This window comes from Stenotrophomonas sp. STEN147 (assembly GCF_056757995.1).
The window spans coordinates 105,758-125,066 of the sequence record NZ_JBRRCG010000010.1; the positions used below are offsets into that span (position 1 = coordinate 105,758).

Consider the following 19,309-nt stretch of genomic DNA (forward strand, 5'->3'; position numbering starts at 1 on the left):
GAGCAACGCATCAACCGCGCAGGCTCGCCAGTGATTCGGCCTGCAGGCGCTCGTAGATGTCGAACTCATCGTTCACCGGCACGCCCAACGCCTGCTCGAACGCTTCGCGGTTGGCATGTGCGGCATAGGCGCGCTGCTCTTCGCCACCCAGGTTCGACTGGAAGATGCCTGCGGCGCTGACCGGCAGGAAATCCTCGTAGACGATCGGGTCGGCCACCGCCAGCCCCGCCGCGATCAGGGCTTCCGCCGGCAGGTCACCGATCCCGCCAGGCGCGGCGCGGCCGGCCTCGGTCAGCTGGTAGCGGAAGTAGCCCAGACCCTCGCGGCGCAGGGTGTCATGGTCGTCCGGGAACGCTGCGAACGCTGCCTGCAGGCGCTGGCCATAGTCGCCACCGGTGCTGCCGGCACCTTCGCTGTTGCGCGCCTGCGCCAGCAGCTGGTCGTACAGCGCGCGCCCCTTCGGCGTCAGGGCCAGGCCACGCTGCTCGATCTCGCCGAACCGCGCGGTGTGGGTGCCGGCATCACCGCCCTGGTCATCGGGGAAATGCACGGCTTCTTCCAGCGCTTTGAAACTGGTCTGCCGCAGCAGGATCGGACAGGCGCGGCGCGGCGGACCTTCGATGACCGCCTTGGCGGCCATGCCCTGCTCGATCATCGCCGCCTGCGCGGCATCGATGTCCAGCGTGCGCGGGGTCAGGTGGTTGATGTGCGGGCCACGGAAGCTGACCACGTCGGCCACCAGCCGGTGTGCCTGGTGCAGCGCATGGTAGGTCGGCAGGTCGACGGTGGCGTCACCGTGCCAGCGGAAGGTCTCCAGCGCCTCGGCCACGAAGCGCTCGGCGTCGCCCTGCGACAGCCCGCCATCGCGCTCGGCCTGGTCGATCAGGGCCAGGGCGGCATCGGTGAAGATGCGGCGGCGGGCCAGGATCTGCGCCGATTGCGCACGCAGGGCCTCGTCCTCGATCAGTTCCAGGCGCAGCAGCGAGGTGAACACGCGGAACGGATTCTGCGCCAGCGCCGCACCGGTGAGCGGGCGGAACGCGGTGGAATGCACCGGCACCCCGGCCACCGACAGGTCGTAGTAGCCGACCGGAAACATGCCCATCACCGCGAACAGGCGGCGCAGGGTGGCCAGCTCCTGCGCGGTGCCGACGCGGATCGCGCCGTGCCGCTCCTCGTCCAGCCGGCCGCGCTCATCGTTGCGCTGCAGCTGCGCAGCCAATGCCGGGTCCTGCGCCAGCACCTGCGCGTTGATCCGCTCCACCAGTTCCACCAGCGTGCCGTACAGCGGCACTTCGGTGCGGTACATGCGGGACATGGCCTGGGCGAACAGGCGGCGGATCACATCAGGCGAAACGAAAGAGGCGCTCATCAGTCACTCGATTACGGGAACGGGGAACAGCTCGGACCCGTATTGTCGCCGGAGCGCGGGGCCGGCGGCGATATGCAGAGCAGCATGGAGCGGACCGGCGCTACCGGTTGAGCTGGCGCTTCAGGGTGGCATCCAGGGTGATCGGCCGGTCCCAATGCTCATAGCTGGCCACGATGGCGTGGCGCACGGCGCGGTAGTGCAGGTTATCCGGTGCCTTGGGCATCCGCTTCACCACGGCCTGCCAGCCGCCGGCCGGGTCACGGCTGAAGGCACGCACGCTGTCGCGGCAGGTCTGGCCGCTGGCCTTGGCCCAGAAGCAGGCGAAGTACAGGTCACCCGCCTGCCAGCCGTGGGTGCTGAACAGCGCGCTGACATAGCCACGCGGCACATCGGCATAGCGCGAGACCTCGTCGAGGAAGGCATCGGGGTAGCGCTCGGCGTAGTGGTTGATGTCGCGCAGCTGGGCGTCGATCCAGCGGTCGCCGGTGTCCACCTCATAGGCTGCCGAGCGTTCGGCCGTCTGCTGTGCCAGCACGGTGGCCGGCGCCAGCAGCAGGAGCATCAGCAGCGTGAGCAGGCGAGCATTCATGCCCCGATTCTGCCGCAGCCGTCGCGCCCTGTCAGGCCGCGACGCTGGCCTTGGCTTCGATCGCGGCCAGTGCGGCCGGCCAGTCCCAGGCGGTATCGGCGCTGACCATGCGCGGCTCGTCGTCGGCCACGCCATGCTGGGTCTCGTGCGCCCAGGTGACCGCATAGGGCGTATGGATGCCCCAGCCCCCGAGCGTGACCACCGGCTCGATGTCCGAGCGCAGCGAATTGCCGACCATCACGAAGCGCTCGATCGGCAGGTCGAATTCGGCCAGCACGCGGGCATAGGTTGCCGGGTCCTTCTCCGAGACGATCTCGATGCGCGGGAACAGTTCATGCAGCCGGGCAACGTTGATCTTCGCTTCCTGGTGGAACAGGTCGCCCTTGGTGATCAGCACCACCGGATAGTGCTCGGCGATGGCCGCCACCGATTCGCGCACACCGTCGATCAGCTCGACCGGATGGCGCAGGGTGTCGTGGCCGATGTCGAGGATGCGCTGGATGTCCTTCGCGTCGATGCGCTGGCCGGTGATGTCGATGGCCGCCTCGATCATCGACAGCGCCATGCCTTTCACGCCGTAGCCGAACACGCCCAGGTTGCGCTGCTGCACCTCCAGCAGGTGACGGGCGGTCTGGGTGTCGTGCACGTCGATGTAGCGCGACAGCAGGTCAAGGTAGTCCTGCTCGGCCTTGCGGTAGTAGTCCTCGCTCTTCCACAGCGTGTCATCACCGTCAAAACCGACCAGGCCGATGGCGCGCGCGGGCGCAGGCGTGGAGGTGTTCATCGGACAAGGATACAGGCGCGGCGAGGGCGAAAAAAACCCGGGCGGCTGGCGCCGCCCGGGTATCCATGCACCGGTTGTCCCGAATCAACGGTGGATCAGCGGCCCTGTGCGGCGCCGCCGGCACCGGCCTGCTGGGCGGCCACATAGGCCTTGTACTCATCGGCGCTCAGCTCGCCGTCCTTGTTGGCATCGGCCTGGTCGAACACCTGGGCAAGGCCGGCGTTGACCTGTGCCTCGGACTTGCTGATGGTGCCGTTGCCGTCGGTATCAATGCTGGCCCAGGTCTGGCCGCCGCCGCTGGCCTGCGCCGATGCGGCCGCCGCTGCGTCAGTGGCCTGGTTCGCGGCCTGGCCTGCCTGCGCGGCGGCCTGCTGGGCCTGCGCAGCATCATTCTGCGCCTGTGCGGCCTGCTGCTGCGCGGTCTGTGCCATGGCCGGAATGGCCAGTACGCTGCCGGCGGCGACAATCAGGGCGATCAGGGGCTTGCGGTTGCGAATGGTCATCAGGGATGTCTCCTTGGGGTGGTGTTGCGCGGCCTGTTGTTTCCCGCACGGCACCTACCCTGCCACGCCGTTTCTGAATCGATTTTGCGCCGCGACCGGCATCCACACGCGCGGTTAACCACTGCCCGGCGTGCATGCATTAGCGCGGTGGTTAGGGTGGAGTGATCGGCCCATAAGGCGAACATTCAACGCCCTTGGATTTAACCCGCAGGCAACGAAAAACCTGCGTCAGTCGACGTTCTCGGCCGATGACCGCGAACTGAACAACACCCACCCCAGCGCCACACCGGCGAGTGCACCGGCGATCTCCAGCACCACGCGGCTGCCGAGTTCGTTGGGATCGTGGATGGTGGCCAGGAACAGCCGCGCATACAGCGGCGACTCCAGCCGCACGATTCCCATGTAGAACAGCTTCCATGCATCGATGCCGGCCGAGATCACCACGGCGATGACGCACGACCAGCCGATGGCATGGCCTACCGTCCAGTGCAGCAGGCGGCACAGCCGATGCCAGAGCAGGTACACCAGCAGGCCAACCAGCAATGCGATGGCGCCAGCTTCCAGGGTACCGAGCAGGCCGAAATGCAGGGGAAGATTCATCGGGTGCGCAGAAGGGGAAAGGCGGCCAGTGTACGACGGAGGGTCTCGGCGGCGCGGACCCACCGGTGCTGCTATCGAACGGGCACGTCGTAGGCGGTCATCGGGTCCGGCTCGGGCTGCAGCGTGTAGTGCCACCACTCCTGCGCATAGTTGCTGAAGCCATGCCTGGCCATCGCCTGCAGCAGACGGGCACGGTGGGCCCGCTGTGCGTCATTGAGTCCCTCGGCCGCGGTGTGCGCCCGCGGACCGAAGAAATCGAAATCGGTGCCCATGTCCAGCGGCGTGCACGTGTCGCGCCGGCACGCCAGCAGGCCGACGTCCACGGTGGCGCCGCGACTGTGGCCCGAGCGCTCGGCGATGTAGCCTTCGCTCAACAGCTGCGGCTTTTCCAGATCCGGATACTGCAGTGACTTGCGTGACTGCTCCGCGGGGTCATGTGCCCAGGCCACGAACGCCTGCACCGCGCGCACCGGGCGATAGCAGTCGTAGATGCGCAGAGCGAAGCCCTGCGCGCTCAGATCCGCTTCGACCCGTGCCAGTGCGGTCGCGACCGGCGCCAGCAGATAACAGGCCGGCGCTTCATAGCCAGGCACGCGTGCGCCCGTGAAGTTGCCGGCGCCGGCATAGCGGATGTCCAGCTCGATTCCCGGCGACACCGTGCGGATCTCCACCAGCCCGGCCTGCGACGCATCGGTGGCCGACGATATGCGGGGCGCCTCACTGGCGCGCGCGGGGCTGGCCAGTGCAATCGCCAGTGCGAGTGAAATGCAGATCCTGGAAGTCATAGCTGAAGTCGATGTCCGGGTCGATCGCGCGCAGTTGCAGGGAGGGCACCGGGCCGTCGCCGGGCTGCAGCCACGCCTGCGCGTCCTCACCCAGCGTATCCCAACGCAGCAGCCAACGCTGCTGCAGCTGCATCACCCGGGCGTGCAGGCGGGGCGACTTCTCCACGCGGAACCGCAGGCCGTCGGGGCCTGGGCACAGCCAGGCGGTTCCCAGCCACGGATCCGCATAGCGGCCCTGCCACTGCGGCAAGGCCGTGCCGGATACGGCGCGCGCACCTGCCGTCGAAGGCGCCACATGCCCCTGCGCACGCTGGGACGCCTGCGCGCGCTCCAGTTCATCGAGGTAGTCGGCGGCACGCCTGCGGTCCTGCGGCGCGGTGTACGCCTTCAGCATCGACTGCATCAGCGCCGTACGTGCCTGCTCGCCCTCGCCATTGATCAGCATCACCACGCCGATGCCACGGTCGGGCAGCAGGGCCAGCGACGAATACATGCCGGACAGGGTGCCGGTATGCGCCACCTTCCAGTGGCCATCGATGTCCGACAGGCGCCAGCCGTAGCCATAGCCATGGACGTGTGCGTTGTCCCAGCGCCGCTGCAGGTCACCCAGCGGCATCGGCATGTGCAGCGACCACAGTGCCCGCCGCTGTGGCGTGTCCAGCCAGTCCGGCACCAGGTCGGGATCCAGCAGGACCTGCATCCAGCGCGTCATGTCGCGCAGCGAGCAGCGGATGCTACCGGCCGCCATCGATGGCAGATCGGCGCTGATCTCACCATCGGCGTTGACCACCGTCGTGCGGCCGTCGCGCCGCGCATGCGGCTGGGCGACGTTGCCGACATCGCGCACCGACCAGCGACCGACCTGGCAACGGGCCATGCCCAGCGGCTCAAACACCTGCTCGCGCATCAGCTGGTCATAGGGCTTGCCCCCTGCGGCAGCAGCCACTTCACCTGCGACCACGTACATCAGGTTGTCGTAGGCATAGCCGCTGCGGAAGCTGGTAACGGGTTTCAGATGCGCAAGCCCGGCGATGATGTCGGCGCGGGTGAAGGCATTGGGCTCGGGCCACAGCATCAGGTCACCGGCGCCCAGCCCCAGGCCGCTGTTGTGGATCAGCAGATCACGCACCTGCATCTGCTGCCCCACCCAGGCGTCGTGCATGCGGAAGCCGGGCAGATGCCGCTGCACGGGGTCATCCCAGCGCAGCCGGCCCTGCTGCACCAGCCGTGCCAGCAGCGCGGCGGTCATCGCCTTGCTGTTGGAGGCGATCTTGAACAGCGTGTCCTCATCAATGCGACCGCCATCACCCCGCATGCCTTCGGCATGGCGGTACACCACCTGTCCCTGGTCCACCACCGCCACCGCCATCCCAGGCAGGTGCTCGCGTGCGACAACGGTGGCGATATCGGCATCGAAGCGCGCGGGCTCCGCCGACGCAGCAGGCGAGGTGGCAAGTGCAGCAAGGACGATCAGCTGAAGCACAGGCGCGCTCCTTGTGTCATTGCCCGCGCCGCCCCTTCGAGCGGCGCGGGCACAGCGTCAGTAGCTCCAGGTTACCGTCAGCTGCGCATAGCGCGGCGACTGGAAGCCGGTGCCATAACGATACAGCGGGTTCGGCGTACCGATGCTGTCCTGCGGTTCGTAGTCCTGGTCCACCGTCACCACGCGCTGCTGGTTGAGTACGTTGTACACCGCCAGCTTCAGGCGCAGGTCGGTGGGGATCGGCACCTTGTACGACACACTGACGTCGAGGTCGTAGGTCCACGGCGTGCGGCCATCGCCACCGCGCGGGGAATGCACGAACACGCGCTCGGACGGCACGCTCGCCTGGCAGTTGGAGACGCACACGTAATAGCTGTGGAAGTCGGTGTCGTCGAACGGATTGCCGGCGCCGAAGCGGGTGATCGGGCTGCCCGACTGCACGCCCAGCGTCGCCGCCACGCTCAGGTTCTCGGTCAACGCGTAGCTGCCACGGAACTTGAACTGATGCCGTCGGTCATTGGCCAGGTAGCCATAGCCGCGGTAGTTCACCCAGGGGTTGTCGAAGTTCTCGGTGCGTCCGGCATCGGCGAAGTCGGTATCCGAGTTGACCGGGCCTTCGGCGTTGCCACGGCCGTAGGCCAGCGTATAGGACGCATTGAAGCCCCACTTGCCATCCCAAGCGCGATCGACCTGCAGCTCCAGCGCCTTGTAGTCGCGCTTGGGCTTCACCCAGCCACGCTGGCCAACATAGTTGCCGTCATCGTCATACAGCGCCCAGCCTTCCTTCGACGTATCGATGCTGATCCAGCCGTCGTTGCTGCCGTCGCAGTTGGTATCGCCCCAGACGGTATTGCTGCGCCCGGGATTGCCCATGATCCAGACGCTGTCGATGGCACCGCACTGGCCGGTGGCGGTGATGTTCATGTCATCGATGGCGTTGTGCAGGCGCCGATAGGTCACGCTGGCACCGACCGACCAGGCTTCGTTGATCATCTGCTGGAAGCCGAGGATCGCCTCGTCCTGGTAGACCGGGTCCATGTCCCGGTTCACTTCGGCACGCAGGTCCGGCACGCTGCCATCACCCTGCGAGTTGTCGACCGGCCCGATCTGCGCCCCCAGGTTCGGCACGTTGTTGGCGGCGCCGCTATAGCCGAGGAACTCGTACCACGTGCGTTCGTCCAGGAAGCCACCGGCCTGCTTGATGTTGATGACGTTGGCCACCGGCAGGAAGTAGCGGCCAAGGTTGCCGAACACCTTGGTGGTGCCATCACCGCGCACGTCCCACGCGAAGCCCAGCCGCGGGGCCAGCATGTCGTCGATCTTGATGTAGCTGCTGCCGTCGCCGCCCTTGTTGTCGAAGGCTTCCAGGCGCAGGCCCATGTTCAGCAGCAGGTTCGGGGTGACCTGCCAGTTGTCTTCCAGGTAATACGCCGAGTTGATGGTTTCAAACGAGCCATCCACTTCATAGCGACGGGTGCGCGCGACCAGTCCGCTGGCCGGCACGATGCCCCCATTGAGCGAGCTGCCCGGCGTGCGGTAGTAGATGTCGTAGCGGAAACCTCCCGGACCGGGATAGGCGCGGCTGTAGTCGGAGGTATTCTCTTCGCGGTCCAGGCCGAAGCGCAGCAGATGGTCGCCCAGGGTCCACTCGAAATCGGCGCGTGCGGCCTTGCGCGTATCCAGTGCCGATTCCAGCAGCGAGCTGCTGGTGCAGCTGCGGTCGCCCTGCAGCTGCGAGGGCACGCCTTGGCTGGCGGTACGGTTGTCGAACACACGGTTGCAGTTCTCGTCCATCAACGAGCTCTGCGCGCGGTTGCGCTTGTTCTCGCCATACATCAGCTTCATGGTCAGGTCGTTGTTGACCTGCCAGCTGTAGGTGCCCGACCAGTTCCTGCCGCCCACGGTGTTGTAGATCTGGTTGCTGCGCTCGCCTACCGTCTGGCCACTGGCATAGTCGTAGTTGTAGACGTCGGTGAGCGTCTTGCTCTTGTCCGAGAAGCCGAACAGCGACAGCATCTGGTTGTCGGTGATCTGCCAGTCGATCTTGCCGCCCCAGAACGGGTCATCGGCCTTGCCCTGGCTCAGTCGCGTACCCGCATCGTTGGTCGAGGTTGGCCGGTAGTCACGTGCCTCGTACATGCCGAAGAAGAACAGCCGGTCCTGGACCAGGGCACCGGAGGCGAACACGTTGAGCGCACTGCGGCTGTAGTCGTCTCGGCTGGCGGTGATGTAGCGGCTGCCCTGGCCGTCATAGCGATCGCGGGCCTGCGACTGCCATGCGCGGGGTTCGAACACCAGCTCGGCACCGGCCTTGAAGTCGTTGCTGCCCGAGCGGGTGACGGCGTTGATGACGCCACCGGTGCTGCGCCCGAACTCCACCGAATAGCCTCCGGTCTTGACCTGGAACTCCTGGTAGAAGGAGAACGGTACTGACGAGAAGCCCACCCGGTTGTAGAAGTCGGTGACGTTCAGTCCATTGATGTACACGGTGTTCTCGGCCACTGACGAGCCGCCGAACGAAATGCCCTGCCCGCCCAGCGAGCCCTTGCCCTTCACTGCGCCCGGCGCCAGCAGCGCGACGGCGGTGATGTCACGGTCCACCGGCAGGCGCGACAGCTCCTCGCGGGTGATGTTGGTGGCCGACTCGGTGGACTTCACATCCACCATCGATACCACCTGCGGCGCGCGCACCTCCACCGTTCCCAGGGTACTGACCGCACCCAGCGGCACATTGACGGTGGTGGCGCTGCCCAGGCCCACGGTGACCTGGCCGACGCGGCTGGCGCCGCCGCCGGGCAGGCTCACCTCCATCTCATAGGTGCCCACCGGCAGCAGCGGAATGCGATAGCTGCCGTTGGCATCGGCCTGTACCGAGCGGACGAAGCCGGTGGCCGGATTGCGCACCGTGACCGTGGCGCCGGCGGGAACCTGGCCGGCATCGCTGACCAGCCGGCCGGCGACGGAGCCATCCTGCGCGAAGGCGCCGGGCGCGATCACGCCCAGACAGGTGCCCAGGGCGACGCACAGCGCCGCCCGCTTGATGTTGTATGCCTTCATCCCCTGCTCTCTCCTGCAAGAATTGAATGGTGCCGATGGTGGTGTGTCGCGCTAGCGTTGCCCGGCGGGCAGTACCTGCCACTGGAAGTCGTAGCTCCATTGGTCGAAGTACAGGTTGCCGCCTGCCCACTCGGCCTCGCCGCGCTGCGAGTCGACCGTTTCCGAGCGGAAATGCTGTTTGGCCGGCACGAACGGCTGGCCGAAATCGTCGTTGAAGGCGATGCGGTAGCCGTCCAGGCCACCCAGGTAGAAATCGCGCAGCGCAGGTACATCGCTGGCCAGTGCACCGGTGGTCACATCCATCGGCAGCCAGCCATACGGCGCCAGATAGACCTGTCCCCAGTCATGCAGGTTGTTGTAGCCGCTGCCATCGTCGGAGAACACCATGCCCGACTGCCAGCGCGCGGGAATGCCGTTCATGCGCAGCAGCGCGATCAGCAGCAGCGTCTGCTGGCCGCAGTCGGCATGGCCGGCACGCAGCGCGTAGTCGCTGATGTTGCTGAGGGTGGAATACTCGCGCGCCCCGGCCCATGGGATGCGATCGACCGCCGCGAACAGCCTGCGCACGATCTCGTAGGGGCGTGTTTCGCCCTGCAGCACCTGGTCGGAAAACAGTTTCAATGCCGGCGTGAAACGCACATGCGGCAAGTGTTCGCTCAAGTAAGGCTGCAGCGCGGCGTCGGCCGGTGTCGGCTGCACCCGGGCCGGATCGATTGCCGTGTGGCGGGCGAACAGGGTGACCGCATAACGGATCTCGAAGCGCGTGGGCTGCCCGGCGACGGCCTTCGCTTCCAGATAGGAGGTGCGCTGCAGGGTACTGGCGGGTGCCACGCGTGCTTTGCCCGGCGTGCTGCCAAGCCATTGCACGCGCTCCTGCTGGCCCGGAATCTCGCGCGGATAGGGAATCCAGGCGCGAACGGTTTCGCCCGCCGGGACCGCATCGGCCTTGACCGTGAGCGACTGCGTGAACGCGATGCGCTGCGGCAGCACCGAGCCCTGGCCGCTTTGACCGGCAGCAGCAACGACACGTGCGTGGTGCGCGTTGAGCACTTCATTCGGGCCCGGAGACGGCATCGGTGCATCGGCGCGGCGGCGTGCACGCGCTTCATCGCTGAGCAGGAACAGGTTCGAGGGCCCGCGCTTGAAGTACGCGCGCCTGCCATCGATATCGAGGTGCTCGATCAGCCCCAGCTGGTCCCAGCGCGCGAATTCCTCGTCAGTCAGATCCGGAATCCAGCGACGCACCACCGCTTTGGCCGCCGCTTCGTCGAGGGAAAAATCCAGGCGGATGCGGCGCATGCGCTCGCGCTGGAATGCGTCTTCGGCAGCGTCGCGCCCGGTCGCCAGCAGCGCCTGGGCGTCGCTGAAGCGCCCGCTGTCGATCAGGTCGATCACCTGCAGCTGCCGGCTGTCGCGCGCGTCTGCCGTGTGCGTGGCCGACGCCCACAGCAGCAGCGCGGCACACAGGCCGGCGGCGGCAGGCAGACGCGGTTTGCGAACGGCAGGATCCACAGCGACACTTCCCAAGCGCGGGTGGTAACGGCTGTGTAACACGGGCCGGAGGACCGGTCAATAATTTATTCTTGCTTTCGCAGGCGAAAGGAATAAATATTCCTTAAGGCATTCGAGGAGGGTGTGCTGCGCATGATCCTGGCTTCCCGCGAACCGCGCCGGCAGTGGCCGCGCCGGTTGACCCTGGCCCTGTGCCTGTTCGCCGCACCGGCCTTCGTGCAGGCTGCCGCGCCCGATCCGGGCGCGCCGCTGCCGTATGTGATCGGTCTGCACGAGGCTTACCTGACCCCGGACTACTGGGCCGCCCGGCTGGACGATGCCGATGCGCCGATCCTCGACCGCGCACAGATCCAGGCGCAGAACGCACGGATGCGCGCAGAGGATGTCCATATCCAGGACATCGCCGCCCTGCCCGCCCAGCTGGATGCGGCACAGGTACGCAGCAGCATCACGGCGCTGTCGAGCTGGCCCACGCGTACGCTCTATAACGCCGAGGGGCAGGCGATCGCACCGGCAGTGCGCAAGGCCATCGAAGCCAACCTCGGCCTGGATGCGATTCCCGCACAGGTGGCGCCCGACTACGGGCTGGTGGTGAAGCGTGCCGCACTGCGCACCTTCCCGACCCGCGAGCGGGTCTTCAGCACGGTGGGCGATACCGATATCGATCGCTTCCAGGAATCGGCGCTGTTCCCCGGTGACAAGGTCGCCGTGGTTCATCGCAGCACCGATGGCCGCTGGTTGTTCGTGCACAGCGAGCGTTACAGCGCATGGATCGAAACGGACGCCGTGGCCACCGGCGACAAGGCCCGCGTGCTCGACTATGGCAGTTCCGGCCCGTACCGCATCGTCACCGGCGCCACCGCGCACACCGTCTACACGCCGGAAGAGCCGCGCGTCTCGCGCCTGCAGCTGGACATGGGCGTGCGCCTGCCGGTGCTGGCCGACTGGCCTGCGGCCACACCGGTCAACGGCCAGCAGGCCCACGCCTCATGGGTGGTGCAGTTGCCGGTGCGCGAGGCCGATGGACGACTGAAACTGGTTCCGGCACTGCTGCCGCGCTCGCAGGACACGGCCGCCGATTACCTGCCGCTGACCCCTCGCCACCTGTTGCAGCAGGCGTTCAAGTTCCTGGGTGAGCGCTATGGCTGGGGCCATGACTACGATACCCGCGACTGCAGCGGCTTCGTTTCGGAAATCTACCGCAGCTTCGGCGTGCTGCTGCCGCGCAATACCAGCGCCCAGGCGATCAGCCCGGCACTGGATCGCCTGCCGTTCACCAGCAAGGATGGCAAGGCCGCGCGCGAACGTGCGGTCACCGGCCTGCAGGTCGGTGATCTGGTCTACATCCCCGGTCATGTGATGATGGCCATCGGCCACGTCGACGGCCGCACCTGGGTCATCCACGATACGGCCGGCGGCAGCTGGTTCGGCGCCGACGGCACGCGTGTGCAGGCCCATCTCAATGGTGTTTCGGTCACGCCGCTGGAGCCGATGATGGCCAGCGACACGGTCCGCTACATCGACCGCATCACCAACATCCAGCGCCTGCGGGCCAAGACCCCTGAATGAAGATCACCGCCATTGAACTGGGCATGCTGCGCGTGCCGCTGAAGACCCCCTTCAAGACCGCCCTGCGCACCGTGGAAACCGTGGAGGACGTGGTGGTGCTGGTCCGCACCGACAGCGGCCACACCGGGTACGGTGAAGCGCCGGCCACCGCCGTGATCACCGGTGATACGCATGGCTCGATCATCGAAGCGATCCGCCACTTCATCGCTCCACGCCTGATCGGGCAGGACGTTGCCAACCTCAACCGCCTGTGCGGGCTGGTGCAGACGTCGATGGAGCGCAATACCAGCGCCAAGGCCGCGGTGGAGATCGCCCTGTACGACCTGTGGGCGCAGCTGCATGGTGCGCCGCTGTACCAGATGCTCGGCGGCGGCGATCCGGTCATCACCACCGACATCACCATCAGCGTGGACTACATCGACAAGATGGTGGCCGACTCGCTGTCGGCGATCGAGCGTGGCTTCGAGTCGCTGAAGATCAAGGTCGGCAAGGACATCGGCCTGGACATCGAGCGGGTCAAGGCGATCCACGCGGCGGTTGAAGGCCGCGCCCTGCTGCGCCTGGACGCCAACCAGGGCTGGACCGCCAAGCAGGCGGTGCACGCGATGCGCACGCTGGAGGATGCCGGCGTGGTACTGGAGCTGCTGGAGCAGCCGGTGAAGGCCGCCGACATCAGTGGCCTGAAGTACGTGACCGACCGGGTCAACACGCCGGTCATGGCCGATGAGAGCGTGTTCAGTCCCAGCCAGGTGATGGACCTGATCCAGCAGCGCGCGGCGGACATCATCAACATCAAGCTGATGAAGACCGGTGGCCTGTCCAATGCCATCCGCATCGCCGACATCGCCGGCATCTACGGAGTGCCGTGCATGATCGGCTGCATGATCGAATCGAGCATCAGCGTGGCCGCGGCCGTGCACCTGGCCGTGGCCAGGAGTGATGTGATCACCAAGGTCGACCTGGACGGCCCTTCGCTGGGCCAGTTCGACCCGGTCAGCGGCGGGGTCAACTTCAACGAGTCGGAGATCACCATCAGCGATGCGCCGGGGCTGGGAATCACCGAGGTGCGCGGGCTGGAGATGATCACGCCGCCGCGCTGGTAGGCCGCCGCACGGGCGCTACCGCCGACCGCTGATCCCGCTTACCCTTCCTGCAACCGGACCCACGCTGAGCCCCATGCCACCCCTGGTGAAAATCCGCTCCGAGCGCGGGCAGATGTCGGCCATCGAACGCCGCATCGCCGACTTCATCCTCGACAACGCGCACCTGCTGCGCGACTACTCGTCGCAGCAGCTGGCCAGCGCGCTGGGCATCAGCCAGTCCAGCGTGGTGAAGTTCAGCCAGAAGCTGGGCTTCAAGGGTTATCCGGACCTGAAGTACTCGATCGGCCAGGACGTGGCGCGCGCCGGCCACGATCCGCAGGCACGCCCGCCGTCGCCGAGCGCCGATGACTACGCCGACATCGCCGGGCGCCTGCGCCTGAGCCGGGCAGCCGCCGAGGAAGAGACCAGCCTGGCCAATGCGCAGGCTGATGTGGAGGCCATCGTGCGACTGCTCGACAGGGCGCCCAAAGTGTTCGTGTACGGCCTTGGCGATGACGGCCTGTACGCGCGTGAGTTCGCCATGCGACTGTCGCTGCTGGGCATGCTGACCGTGCACCATGCCGATCCGATCCTGATGATGGCCAACCTGTCAGCGGCGCGGGCCGGTGATGCCATGCTGGTGTTCTCCGAGTTCGGCAAGCTGCCGCAGCTGTTCCAGCTGTCGCGGCAGTTCCAGGACGTGGGCGGGAAGGTGGTGTCGATCACCCGCCACACCGCCAACCCACTGCGCGCACATGCCGACCAGTCACTGGTGGTCTGCGCCCATGACCCCGCACCGCACGTGGCGCAGCTGCTGTACCGTGCTTCACTGCAGTCCCTGCTCGACTTCGTCTTCGTGCTTTTGTGCCATGCCAACCCGGACCGCCACCGCCAGCTCGGGGTGAACCTGGAACGGATCGAACACCTGATCGACGCCTGATCGACCCCTGGTTCACTGGAGTCCACGATGTTGCCGCTGCTGCGTACCGCCCTCGCTGTCACCGCTCTGGCCACCGCGCTGCCGGCCGGCGCGCTCACCCCGCTGCCGCCGATGGCGCGCAGTCTGCAGGCCATCGTGGTGGTCACCGACAGCTGGGATGCTACCCAGGGCCGGCTGCAGGCCTATGAGCGCAGGAGCAGCGACGACACGTGGCGCCCGCACGGCCCGGCCTTCACCGTGGCCGTGGGGCGTGAGGGCAGCGCGTGGGGCGTAGGCCGTGCGTCGCTGCACAACCAGGGACCGCAGAAGACGGAAGGCGACGGGCGCAGTCCGGCCGGCGTCTTCGATATCGGCCCCGCGTTCGGCTACGCGCCGACGATCGCCAGCGCGATGCCGTATCTGCCGATGACGGCCAGCCACTACTGCATGGATGTACCCGCCTCGCGCTACTACAACCGCATCGTTGATGCGGCGGACGTAGGTACCGCCGCAGTAGAAGGCTCCACCGAACCGATGCGGCTGGACCTGCACAACAAGGGCGATGTTCGCTACCGCGAGGGCTTCGTGATCGAGCACAACAGCAGCCGCAGGCCGGGCAAGGGCAGTTGCATCTTCGCCCACCTCTGGCGCAAACCGGGCGAGGCCACGGCCGGCTGTACGGCAATGGAGCCGCGCCACATGACGGCCCTGCTGGCCTGGCTGAAGCCGGACACGCGCGCGGTCTTCGTCCTGCTGCCCAAGACGGAGTACGACAACCTGCAGGGGCCGTGGCAGCTGCCGGCCCTGACCGGAGCGTTGCGTTGAGCGCCCCGGACGAACCGCAGCTGCAGCGCGCGGTCAGCCGCTGGCAGATCGTCGGCCTGTCGATCAACGATGTGATCGGCAGCGGCATCTATCTGCTGCCGGCGGCCACCGTCGCCCTGCTGGGCCCCTTCAGCCTGTGGGGCGTGGTCGCCGCCGGCATCGTGGTGGCCCTGCTGGTGCTGTGCTACGCGCAGGCCGCCAGTTACTTCGATGAACCCGGCGGCAGCTATCTGTATGCCCGCGAAGCCTTTGGCCGCTTCGCCGGCTTCGAGATCGGCTGGATGATCTGGCTGACCCGTATCAGCTCGGCCGCCGCACTCAGCAATGCGCTGGCCGATGCGGTCGCGCGCTTCTGGCCCTGGGCCGGGGCCGGCACGGGTCGCCTTGCCGTGATCGTGCTGTCGCTGGGTTTCCTGACCGGCGTGAACATCATCGGCGTGCGCTCGGCGGCCCGCACCGGCATCGTGCTGGTGATCGGCAAGATGCTGCCGCTGCTGCTGTTCGTGGCCATCGGCGCGTTCTACATCGATCCGCAGCTGGCGTTCTCCGGCCAGCGCCCGGACCCGCACGACCTGCAGCGCATGGGTGAGGCCGCATTGTTGCTGCTGTATGCCTACGCCGGTTTCGAGAACATCCCGGCGGCAGCCGGCGAGTACCGCAATCCCCGTCGCGACATTCCGTTCGCGTTGATCACCATGATCATCACCGTCACCGTCATCTACGGCGCCGTGCAGGTGGTGGCGCAGGGCACCCTGGCCGGGCTCGCGTCGTCGCCGACACCGCTGGCCGATGCCGCCGCCGGATTCGGCGGTGAGGCACTGGCGTTGATCCTGACCGTCGGCGCGACCATCTCCATCCTCGGCACCAACAGCAATACGATGATGATGGGCCCGCGCTTCCTGTTCGCGCTTGCCCGCGATGGCTACGGGCCGAAGATCCTCGCGCAGGTCCATCCGCGCTTCCGCACACCGGCTGCCGCGATCTTCTGCCAGGGGCTGATCGCCCTCGGCCTGGCGCTGTCCGGTTCGTTCGTTCAGCTGGCGCTGCTGTCGATGACCACGCGACTGTTCGCCTATATCGGAACCGCGGCGGCCGTGCTGGTGCTGGCCAAGCGCTACGCCGACCGGCCGGGCGCACTGAAGCTGCCGGGCGGGCCGCTGATTCCGGTCCTGGCCCTGCTGCTCTGCCTGGCCCTGTTCGCCAGTGCCAGCTGGCAGAACATCGCCGCCGCACTGGTCGCCTTCGCCATTGGCGCCGTGATCTACAAACTGCCGCGCAAGGACGTGGGCGCCTGATGATCGGCAGCGACGGCGCGGATGGAGGACACCTTCCCTTCACGCGAGCGGACCGGACCGTTAACCGCCATGGCGGCATGATCGAAGCTCATCCACCACGGAGCCCGATCGATGAGCCCCGAGTACCAGATCCCCGGCCGCGTGCCGGATGACAGCGCACCGCGCCAGGCCGTTTCCGACTTCTGGCGCGAGCGTTACACCGCTGAACCCTATTACGACAACCAGCTGTTCTTCGAGGACTACGAGCCGGCCTATCGCATCGGCCACGCTGCCCGTGCGCAGGACATGATCCGCGCGTACGAAGAGGTGGAGGCCGAACTCGAGTCGCGCTGGGCGAGCGAGCGCGGCAAGAGCCGGCTGGAATGGGCGCAGGCCCGCAACGCCGTCCGCCGCGGCTGGGAAGAAGCGGTCAACCTCGACCAGCGCCTGGACCGGGGCGTACCGCGCGGCACCTGAGGGCACGCCCCGCTGCGGCCGGGCCATGCCCGGCTGTCCTTCGGCACTGCGGCAGAGCCGGGCATGGTCCCGGCTCTGCGCAATCCGGGCGTCAGTCCTGTTCCGGCAGCGGCGGCACGGCCTGACCGCGTGCATTGCCGCCGTTGGCGGCGATCAGGTCGCGGGTGTTCTTCTGCACCGCGACCGCGCCGAACAGCGCAAGTGCGAAGGCCATGGCGTAGAAGCCCTTCTCGCTCAACAGCAACGTGGCATTCCACAGGCCCACCAGCAACAGCAGCAGCGCCGACAGCAGGGCGAACCAGCACAGCGCGTAGTACAGGCCGCTGACCGGGATGCCCTCCACGCGGTCGCGCACGCTCTTCTGCAGCGATACCGCCGCGAACAGGCCGTACAGCAGCAACGCCAGGTAGTAGCCCTTCTCGTTCAGGGCCATTTCGGCGTTGAACAGGCCGATCAGATAAGCCACCGCGCCAAGCAGCAGCGCCACCCACGAAGCGGCGACGAAGGCGGGAGATGGCTTGTGGGTCGGAACAGTGTGCATTGCAGATCCTTGGCAGACAGACGGGCATGCATTGCCCGGGCGTGCCCACCCTAGACGATCCGCCCCACGTCGCACAGGGGGTAGCAGGACCTTCGGGCCACGACGGTCACACCCGCAGTGGTATACAAGGGAACGCCTGGCCATCCGCATCCCCGCCCCGGAGATTCCCGTGACCCGTACGCCCCTCCTGCTTGCCCTCGGCCTCGTGCCGATCCTCGCCACCACTGCCTGCAACGCCGCCGATCCTGCATCCGCTGCGGCCGGTACTGCCGCCACCGCTGCTGCACCCGCCGCCACTGCGGCCGCAACCGACCAGCGGCCGTTCACCGCCACGGAAGTCAGCCGTTTCGATCAACCGTGGGCAATGACCTTCCTGCCCGATGGCAGTCTGCTGGTCACCGAAAAGCGCGGCAAGCTGCAGCACCTGGACGTGGCAAGCGGCCAGAAGCATGAGATCACCGGCGTACCGAAGGTCGCCTATGGTGGCCAGGGCGGCTTCGGCGACGTCATCCTGCACCCCGACTTCGCCCGCAACCAGGTCATTTACGTCAGTTATGCGGAGGAAGGCACGCTGGATACCCGCGGCGCCGCGGTGGCCCGCGCCACGCTTGCCCTGGACGCCGATGGCGGCGGCCAGCTCAAGGATCTGAAGGTGATCTGGCGACAGACACCGAAGGTCAGCGGGCAGGGCCACTACGGCCATCGCCTAGTGTTCGGTCCGGACGGCAAACTCTGGATCAGCTCCAGCGAACGGCAGAAGTTCGACCCCGCGCAGGACATGGGGGGCAACCTCGGCAAGATCATCCGCCTCAACGACGATGGCAGCCTGCCGGCGGACAATCCGTTCGCGTCACAGGGCGGCGTGGCAGCACAGGTGTGGTCGCTCGGCCATCGCAACATCCTGGGCATGGCCTTCGATGCCAACGGCAAGCTGTGGGCGCATGAGATGGGGCCGGCGGGCGGAGACGAACTGAACCTGATCGTGCGGGGCGCCAACTACGGCTACCCGGTGGTCTCCAACGGCGACCACTACGACGGCCGGCCGATTCCCGACCACGACACGCGCCCGGAGTTCGCCGCGCCGAAGGTGACCTGGACGCCGGTCATCTCGCCTGCGGGCTTCGTCATCTACAGCGGCACCCTGTTCCCGCAGTGGAAGGGCAGCGGATTCATCGGCGGCCTGTCCTCCACATCACTGGTGCGCGTGGCCTTCGAGGGCGACAACGCGCGCGAGGCGGAACGTTTCAACATGGGTGAGCGCATCCGTGAAGTGGAACAGGGGCCCGATGGCGCGCTGTGGCTGCTTGAAGATGGCAGCAAGGCGCGCCTGCTCAAGCTCACGCCAAAGACCTGATCAGGTAACGCAGGGTGGCGGACCAGTGCCCGTCACCCTGCACGCTCACTGGATGGTGATGACCTTCACTTCGGTCCGGGTGCAGGCCGCATCAAGGCACTGGCCGCTCAACCACACCTGGCCATCGCCGATCATCACACCCTGCTGGTTGACGAACACCTTGCCGAAATCCTGTGTGGATACCGCCTTGACCACGGCCGGGGTGATGATCTTCTCGTAGCTGCGCTGGAATTCGCCCGGTCCGGCGATCGTCTTTCCGCCGCTGATGTTCAGCGGGAAACGTATTTCCTCGACGATCGCCGCGCGATCACCGCCGACCACCGCCGTTCTGAAGGCATCGAAGACCTTCTCGTACTGCGCCGCATCACCGAGCAGTGTCTCGATGCGCGCGCGCGCATCTTCGGTCTGTTCGCTCGCGGGTGCCGCAGGTGCTGCCGGTGCTGCCTGCACGGGTTCGGCCGGCGGTGCAGCAGCGGGCGTTGCCTCCGGAGCCGTCGGCGGCGCCGGCTGTGCGCAGGCTGCGAGCAGCAGCGCGGGGGCAAGGAAAGCACGCTTGCGCATGGTCAGGCTCCGTCGGATCACG

General features: G+C 67.1%; 18 protein-coding genes. 7 read left to right on the forward strand and 11 right to left on the reverse strand.

The window, feature by feature from the left end; translation table 11 throughout:
* Positions 1 to 10 precede the first annotated feature (10 nt).
* The 9 genes from hglS to ACVOKU_RS11800 form a co-directional block, all read right to left on the reverse strand.
* Positions 11 to 1,372, reverse strand: a complete 1,362-nt coding sequence (gene hglS / locus ACVOKU_RS11760; RefSeq protein WP_481560004.1) for a 2-oxoadipate dioxygenase/decarboxylase HglS — start codon at positions 1,370 to 1,372, stop codon at positions 11 to 13.
* Between the two features lie 100 nt (positions 1,373 to 1,472).
* On the reverse strand, positions 1,473 to 1,961 hold the full coding sequence (locus tag ACVOKU_RS11765; RefSeq protein WP_053519656.1) for a hypothetical protein: 489 nt from the start codon (positions 1,959 to 1,961) through the stop codon (positions 1,473 to 1,475).
* 31 nt (positions 1,962 to 1,992) lie between these two features.
* Complete coding sequence (locus ACVOKU_RS11770; RefSeq protein WP_481560005.1) at positions 1,993 to 2,745, reverse strand: HAD family hydrolase; 753 nt, start codon at positions 2,743 to 2,745, stop codon at positions 1,993 to 1,995.
* A 95-nt stretch (positions 2,746 to 2,840) separates the two neighbouring features.
* Positions 2,841 to 3,248: an EF-hand domain-containing protein gene (locus ACVOKU_RS11775; RefSeq protein WP_065175425.1), complete on the reverse strand. Its 408-nt coding sequence runs from the start codon at positions 3,246 to 3,248 to the stop codon at positions 2,841 to 2,843.
* Positions 3,249 to 3,476: 228 nt separating this feature from the next.
* Positions 3,477 to 3,848: a hypothetical protein gene (locus ACVOKU_RS11780; RefSeq protein WP_481560006.1), complete on the reverse strand. Its 372-nt coding sequence runs from the start codon at positions 3,846 to 3,848 to the stop codon at positions 3,477 to 3,479.
* Positions 3,849 to 3,919: 71 nt separating this feature from the next.
* Positions 3,920 to 4,633, reverse strand: a complete 714-nt coding sequence (locus ACVOKU_RS11785; RefSeq protein WP_481560007.1) for a M15 family metallopeptidase — start codon at positions 4,631 to 4,633, stop codon at positions 3,920 to 3,922.
* Complete coding sequence (locus ACVOKU_RS11790) at positions 4,566 to 6,116, reverse strand: serine hydrolase domain-containing protein (RefSeq protein ID WP_481560008.1); 1,551 nt, start codon at positions 6,114 to 6,116, stop codon at positions 4,566 to 4,568. The genes ACVOKU_RS11785 and ACVOKU_RS11790 overlap by 68 nt, the downstream gene beginning before the upstream one ends.
* Positions 6,117 to 6,173: 57 nt before the next feature.
* Positions 6,174 to 9,173: a TonB-dependent receptor gene (locus tag ACVOKU_RS11795; RefSeq protein WP_065175428.1), complete on the reverse strand. Its 3,000-nt coding sequence runs from the start codon at positions 9,171 to 9,173 to the stop codon at positions 6,174 to 6,176.
* A 51-nt stretch (positions 9,174 to 9,224) separates the two neighbouring features.
* The gene (locus ACVOKU_RS11800) at positions 9,225 to 10,685 is read right to left on the reverse strand and encodes a transglutaminase-like domain-containing protein (RefSeq protein ID WP_481560009.1); all 1,461 of its coding nucleotides are present in this window, start codon (positions 10,683 to 10,685) and stop codon (positions 9,225 to 9,227) included.
* Between the two features lie 132 nt (positions 10,686 to 10,817).
* Here ACVOKU_RS11800 and ACVOKU_RS11805 point away from each other — a divergent pair, with 132 nt between their 5' ends.
* The 6 genes from ACVOKU_RS11805 (at position 10,818) to ACVOKU_RS11830 (ending at position 16,831) form a co-directional block, all read left to right on the forward strand.
* The gene (locus ACVOKU_RS11805; protein ID WP_481560010.1) at positions 10,818 to 12,254 is read left to right on the forward strand and encodes an SH3 domain-containing protein; all 1,437 of its coding nucleotides are present in this window, start codon (positions 10,818 to 10,820) and stop codon (positions 12,252 to 12,254) included.
* Positions 12,251 to 13,357, forward strand: a complete 1,107-nt coding sequence (locus tag ACVOKU_RS11810) for a dipeptide epimerase (RefSeq protein WP_065182564.1) — start codon at positions 12,251 to 12,253, stop codon at positions 13,355 to 13,357. Before ACVOKU_RS11805 ends, ACVOKU_RS11810 begins: the two co-directional genes overlap by 4 nt.
* A 73-nt stretch (positions 13,358 to 13,430) precedes the next feature.
* Entirely contained in the window at positions 13,431 to 14,276 is an 846-nt protein-coding gene (locus ACVOKU_RS11815; RefSeq protein WP_065175430.1) for a MurR/RpiR family transcriptional regulator, read from the forward strand.
* Positions 14,277 to 14,303: 27 nt separating this feature from the next.
* Positions 14,304 to 15,080, forward strand: a complete 777-nt coding sequence (locus ACVOKU_RS11820; RefSeq protein ID WP_128988080.1) for a L,D-transpeptidase family protein — start codon at positions 14,304 to 14,306, stop codon at positions 15,078 to 15,080.
* Positions 15,077 to 16,375, forward strand: coding sequence for an APC family permease (locus ACVOKU_RS11825; protein WP_065175432.1), 1,299 nt, complete (start codon positions 15,077 to 15,079; stop codon positions 16,373 to 16,375). The genes ACVOKU_RS11820 and ACVOKU_RS11825 overlap by 4 nt, the downstream gene beginning before the upstream one ends.
* Before the next feature lie 111 nt (positions 16,376 to 16,486).
* Complete coding sequence (locus ACVOKU_RS11830) at positions 16,487 to 16,831, forward strand: hypothetical protein (RefSeq protein WP_053519473.1); 345 nt, start codon at positions 16,487 to 16,489, stop codon at positions 16,829 to 16,831.
* 91 nt (positions 16,832 to 16,922) lie between these two features.
* Here the strand turns inward: ACVOKU_RS11830 and yiaA are convergent, their stop codons facing one another.
* The gene (gene yiaA, locus ACVOKU_RS11835) at positions 16,923 to 17,372 is read right to left on the reverse strand and encodes an inner membrane protein YiaA (protein WP_279942935.1); all 450 of its coding nucleotides are present in this window, start codon (positions 17,370 to 17,372) and stop codon (positions 16,923 to 16,925) included.
* A 169-nt stretch (positions 17,373 to 17,541) separates the two neighbouring features.
* Here yiaA and ACVOKU_RS11840 point away from each other — a divergent pair, with 169 nt between their 5' ends.
* On the forward strand, positions 17,542 to 18,726 hold the full coding sequence (locus tag ACVOKU_RS11840) for a PQQ-dependent sugar dehydrogenase (protein WP_481560011.1): 1,185 nt from the start codon (positions 17,542 to 17,544) through the stop codon (positions 18,724 to 18,726).
* A gap of 45 nt (positions 18,727 to 18,771) precedes the next feature.
* Here ACVOKU_RS11840 and ACVOKU_RS11845 read toward each other — a convergent pair whose 3' ends face one another.
* Positions 18,772 to 19,287 (reverse strand): hypothetical protein, encoded by a 516-nt coding sequence (locus ACVOKU_RS11845; RefSeq protein ID WP_481560012.1) that lies wholly within the window; start codon positions 19,285 to 19,287, stop codon positions 18,772 to 18,774.
* Positions 19,288 to 19,309: the final 22 nt, after the last annotated feature.

Coding starts and splice junctions, on each gene's coding strand:
- ACVOKU_RS11770 (WP_481560005.1), bottom strand. CDS start 2,745: ATGAACACCTCCACGCCTGCGCCCGCGCGCGCCATCGGCCTGGTCGGT.
- hglS (WP_481560004.1), bottom strand. CDS start 1,372: ATGAGCGCCTCTTTCGTTTCGCCTGATGTGATCCGCCGCCTGTTCGCC.
- ACVOKU_RS11775 (WP_065175425.1), bottom strand. CDS start 3,248: ATGACCATTCGCAACCGCAAGCCCCTGATCGCCCTGATTGTCGCCGCC.
- ACVOKU_RS11795 (WP_065175428.1), bottom strand. CDS start 9,173: ATGAAGGCATACAACATCAAGCGGGCGGCGCTGTGCGTCGCCCTGGGC.
- ACVOKU_RS11810 (WP_065182564.1), top strand. CDS start 12,251: ATGAAGATCACCGCCATTGAACTGGGCATGCTGCGCGTGCCGCTGAAG.
- ACVOKU_RS11830 (WP_053519473.1), top strand. CDS start 16,487: ATGAGCCCCGAGTACCAGATCCCCGGCCGCGTGCCGGATGACAGCGCA.
- yiaA (WP_279942935.1), bottom strand. CDS start 17,372: ATGCACACTGTTCCGACCCACAAGCCATCTCCCGCCTTCGTCGCCGCT.
- ACVOKU_RS11780 (WP_481560006.1), bottom strand. CDS start 3,848: ATGAATCTTCCCCTGCATTTCGGCCTGCTCGGTACCCTGGAAGCTGGC.
- ACVOKU_RS11815 (WP_065175430.1), top strand. CDS start 13,431: ATGCCACCCCTGGTGAAAATCCGCTCCGAGCGCGGGCAGATGTCGGCC.
- ACVOKU_RS11785 (WP_481560007.1), bottom strand. CDS start 4,633: ATGACTTCCAGGATCTGCATTTCACTCGCACTGGCGATTGCACTGGCC.
- ACVOKU_RS11765 (WP_053519656.1), bottom strand. CDS start 1,961: ATGAATGCTCGCCTGCTCACGCTGCTGATGCTCCTGCTGCTGGCGCCG.
- ACVOKU_RS11820 (WP_128988080.1), top strand. CDS start 14,304: ATGTTGCCGCTGCTGCGTACCGCCCTCGCTGTCACCGCTCTGGCCACC.
- ACVOKU_RS11845 (WP_481560012.1), bottom strand. CDS start 19,287: ATGCGCAAGCGTGCTTTCCTTGCCCCCGCGCTGCTGCTCGCAGCCTGC.
- ACVOKU_RS11805 (WP_481560010.1), top strand. CDS start 10,818: ATGATCCTGGCTTCCCGCGAACCGCGCCGGCAGTGGCCGCGCCGGTTG.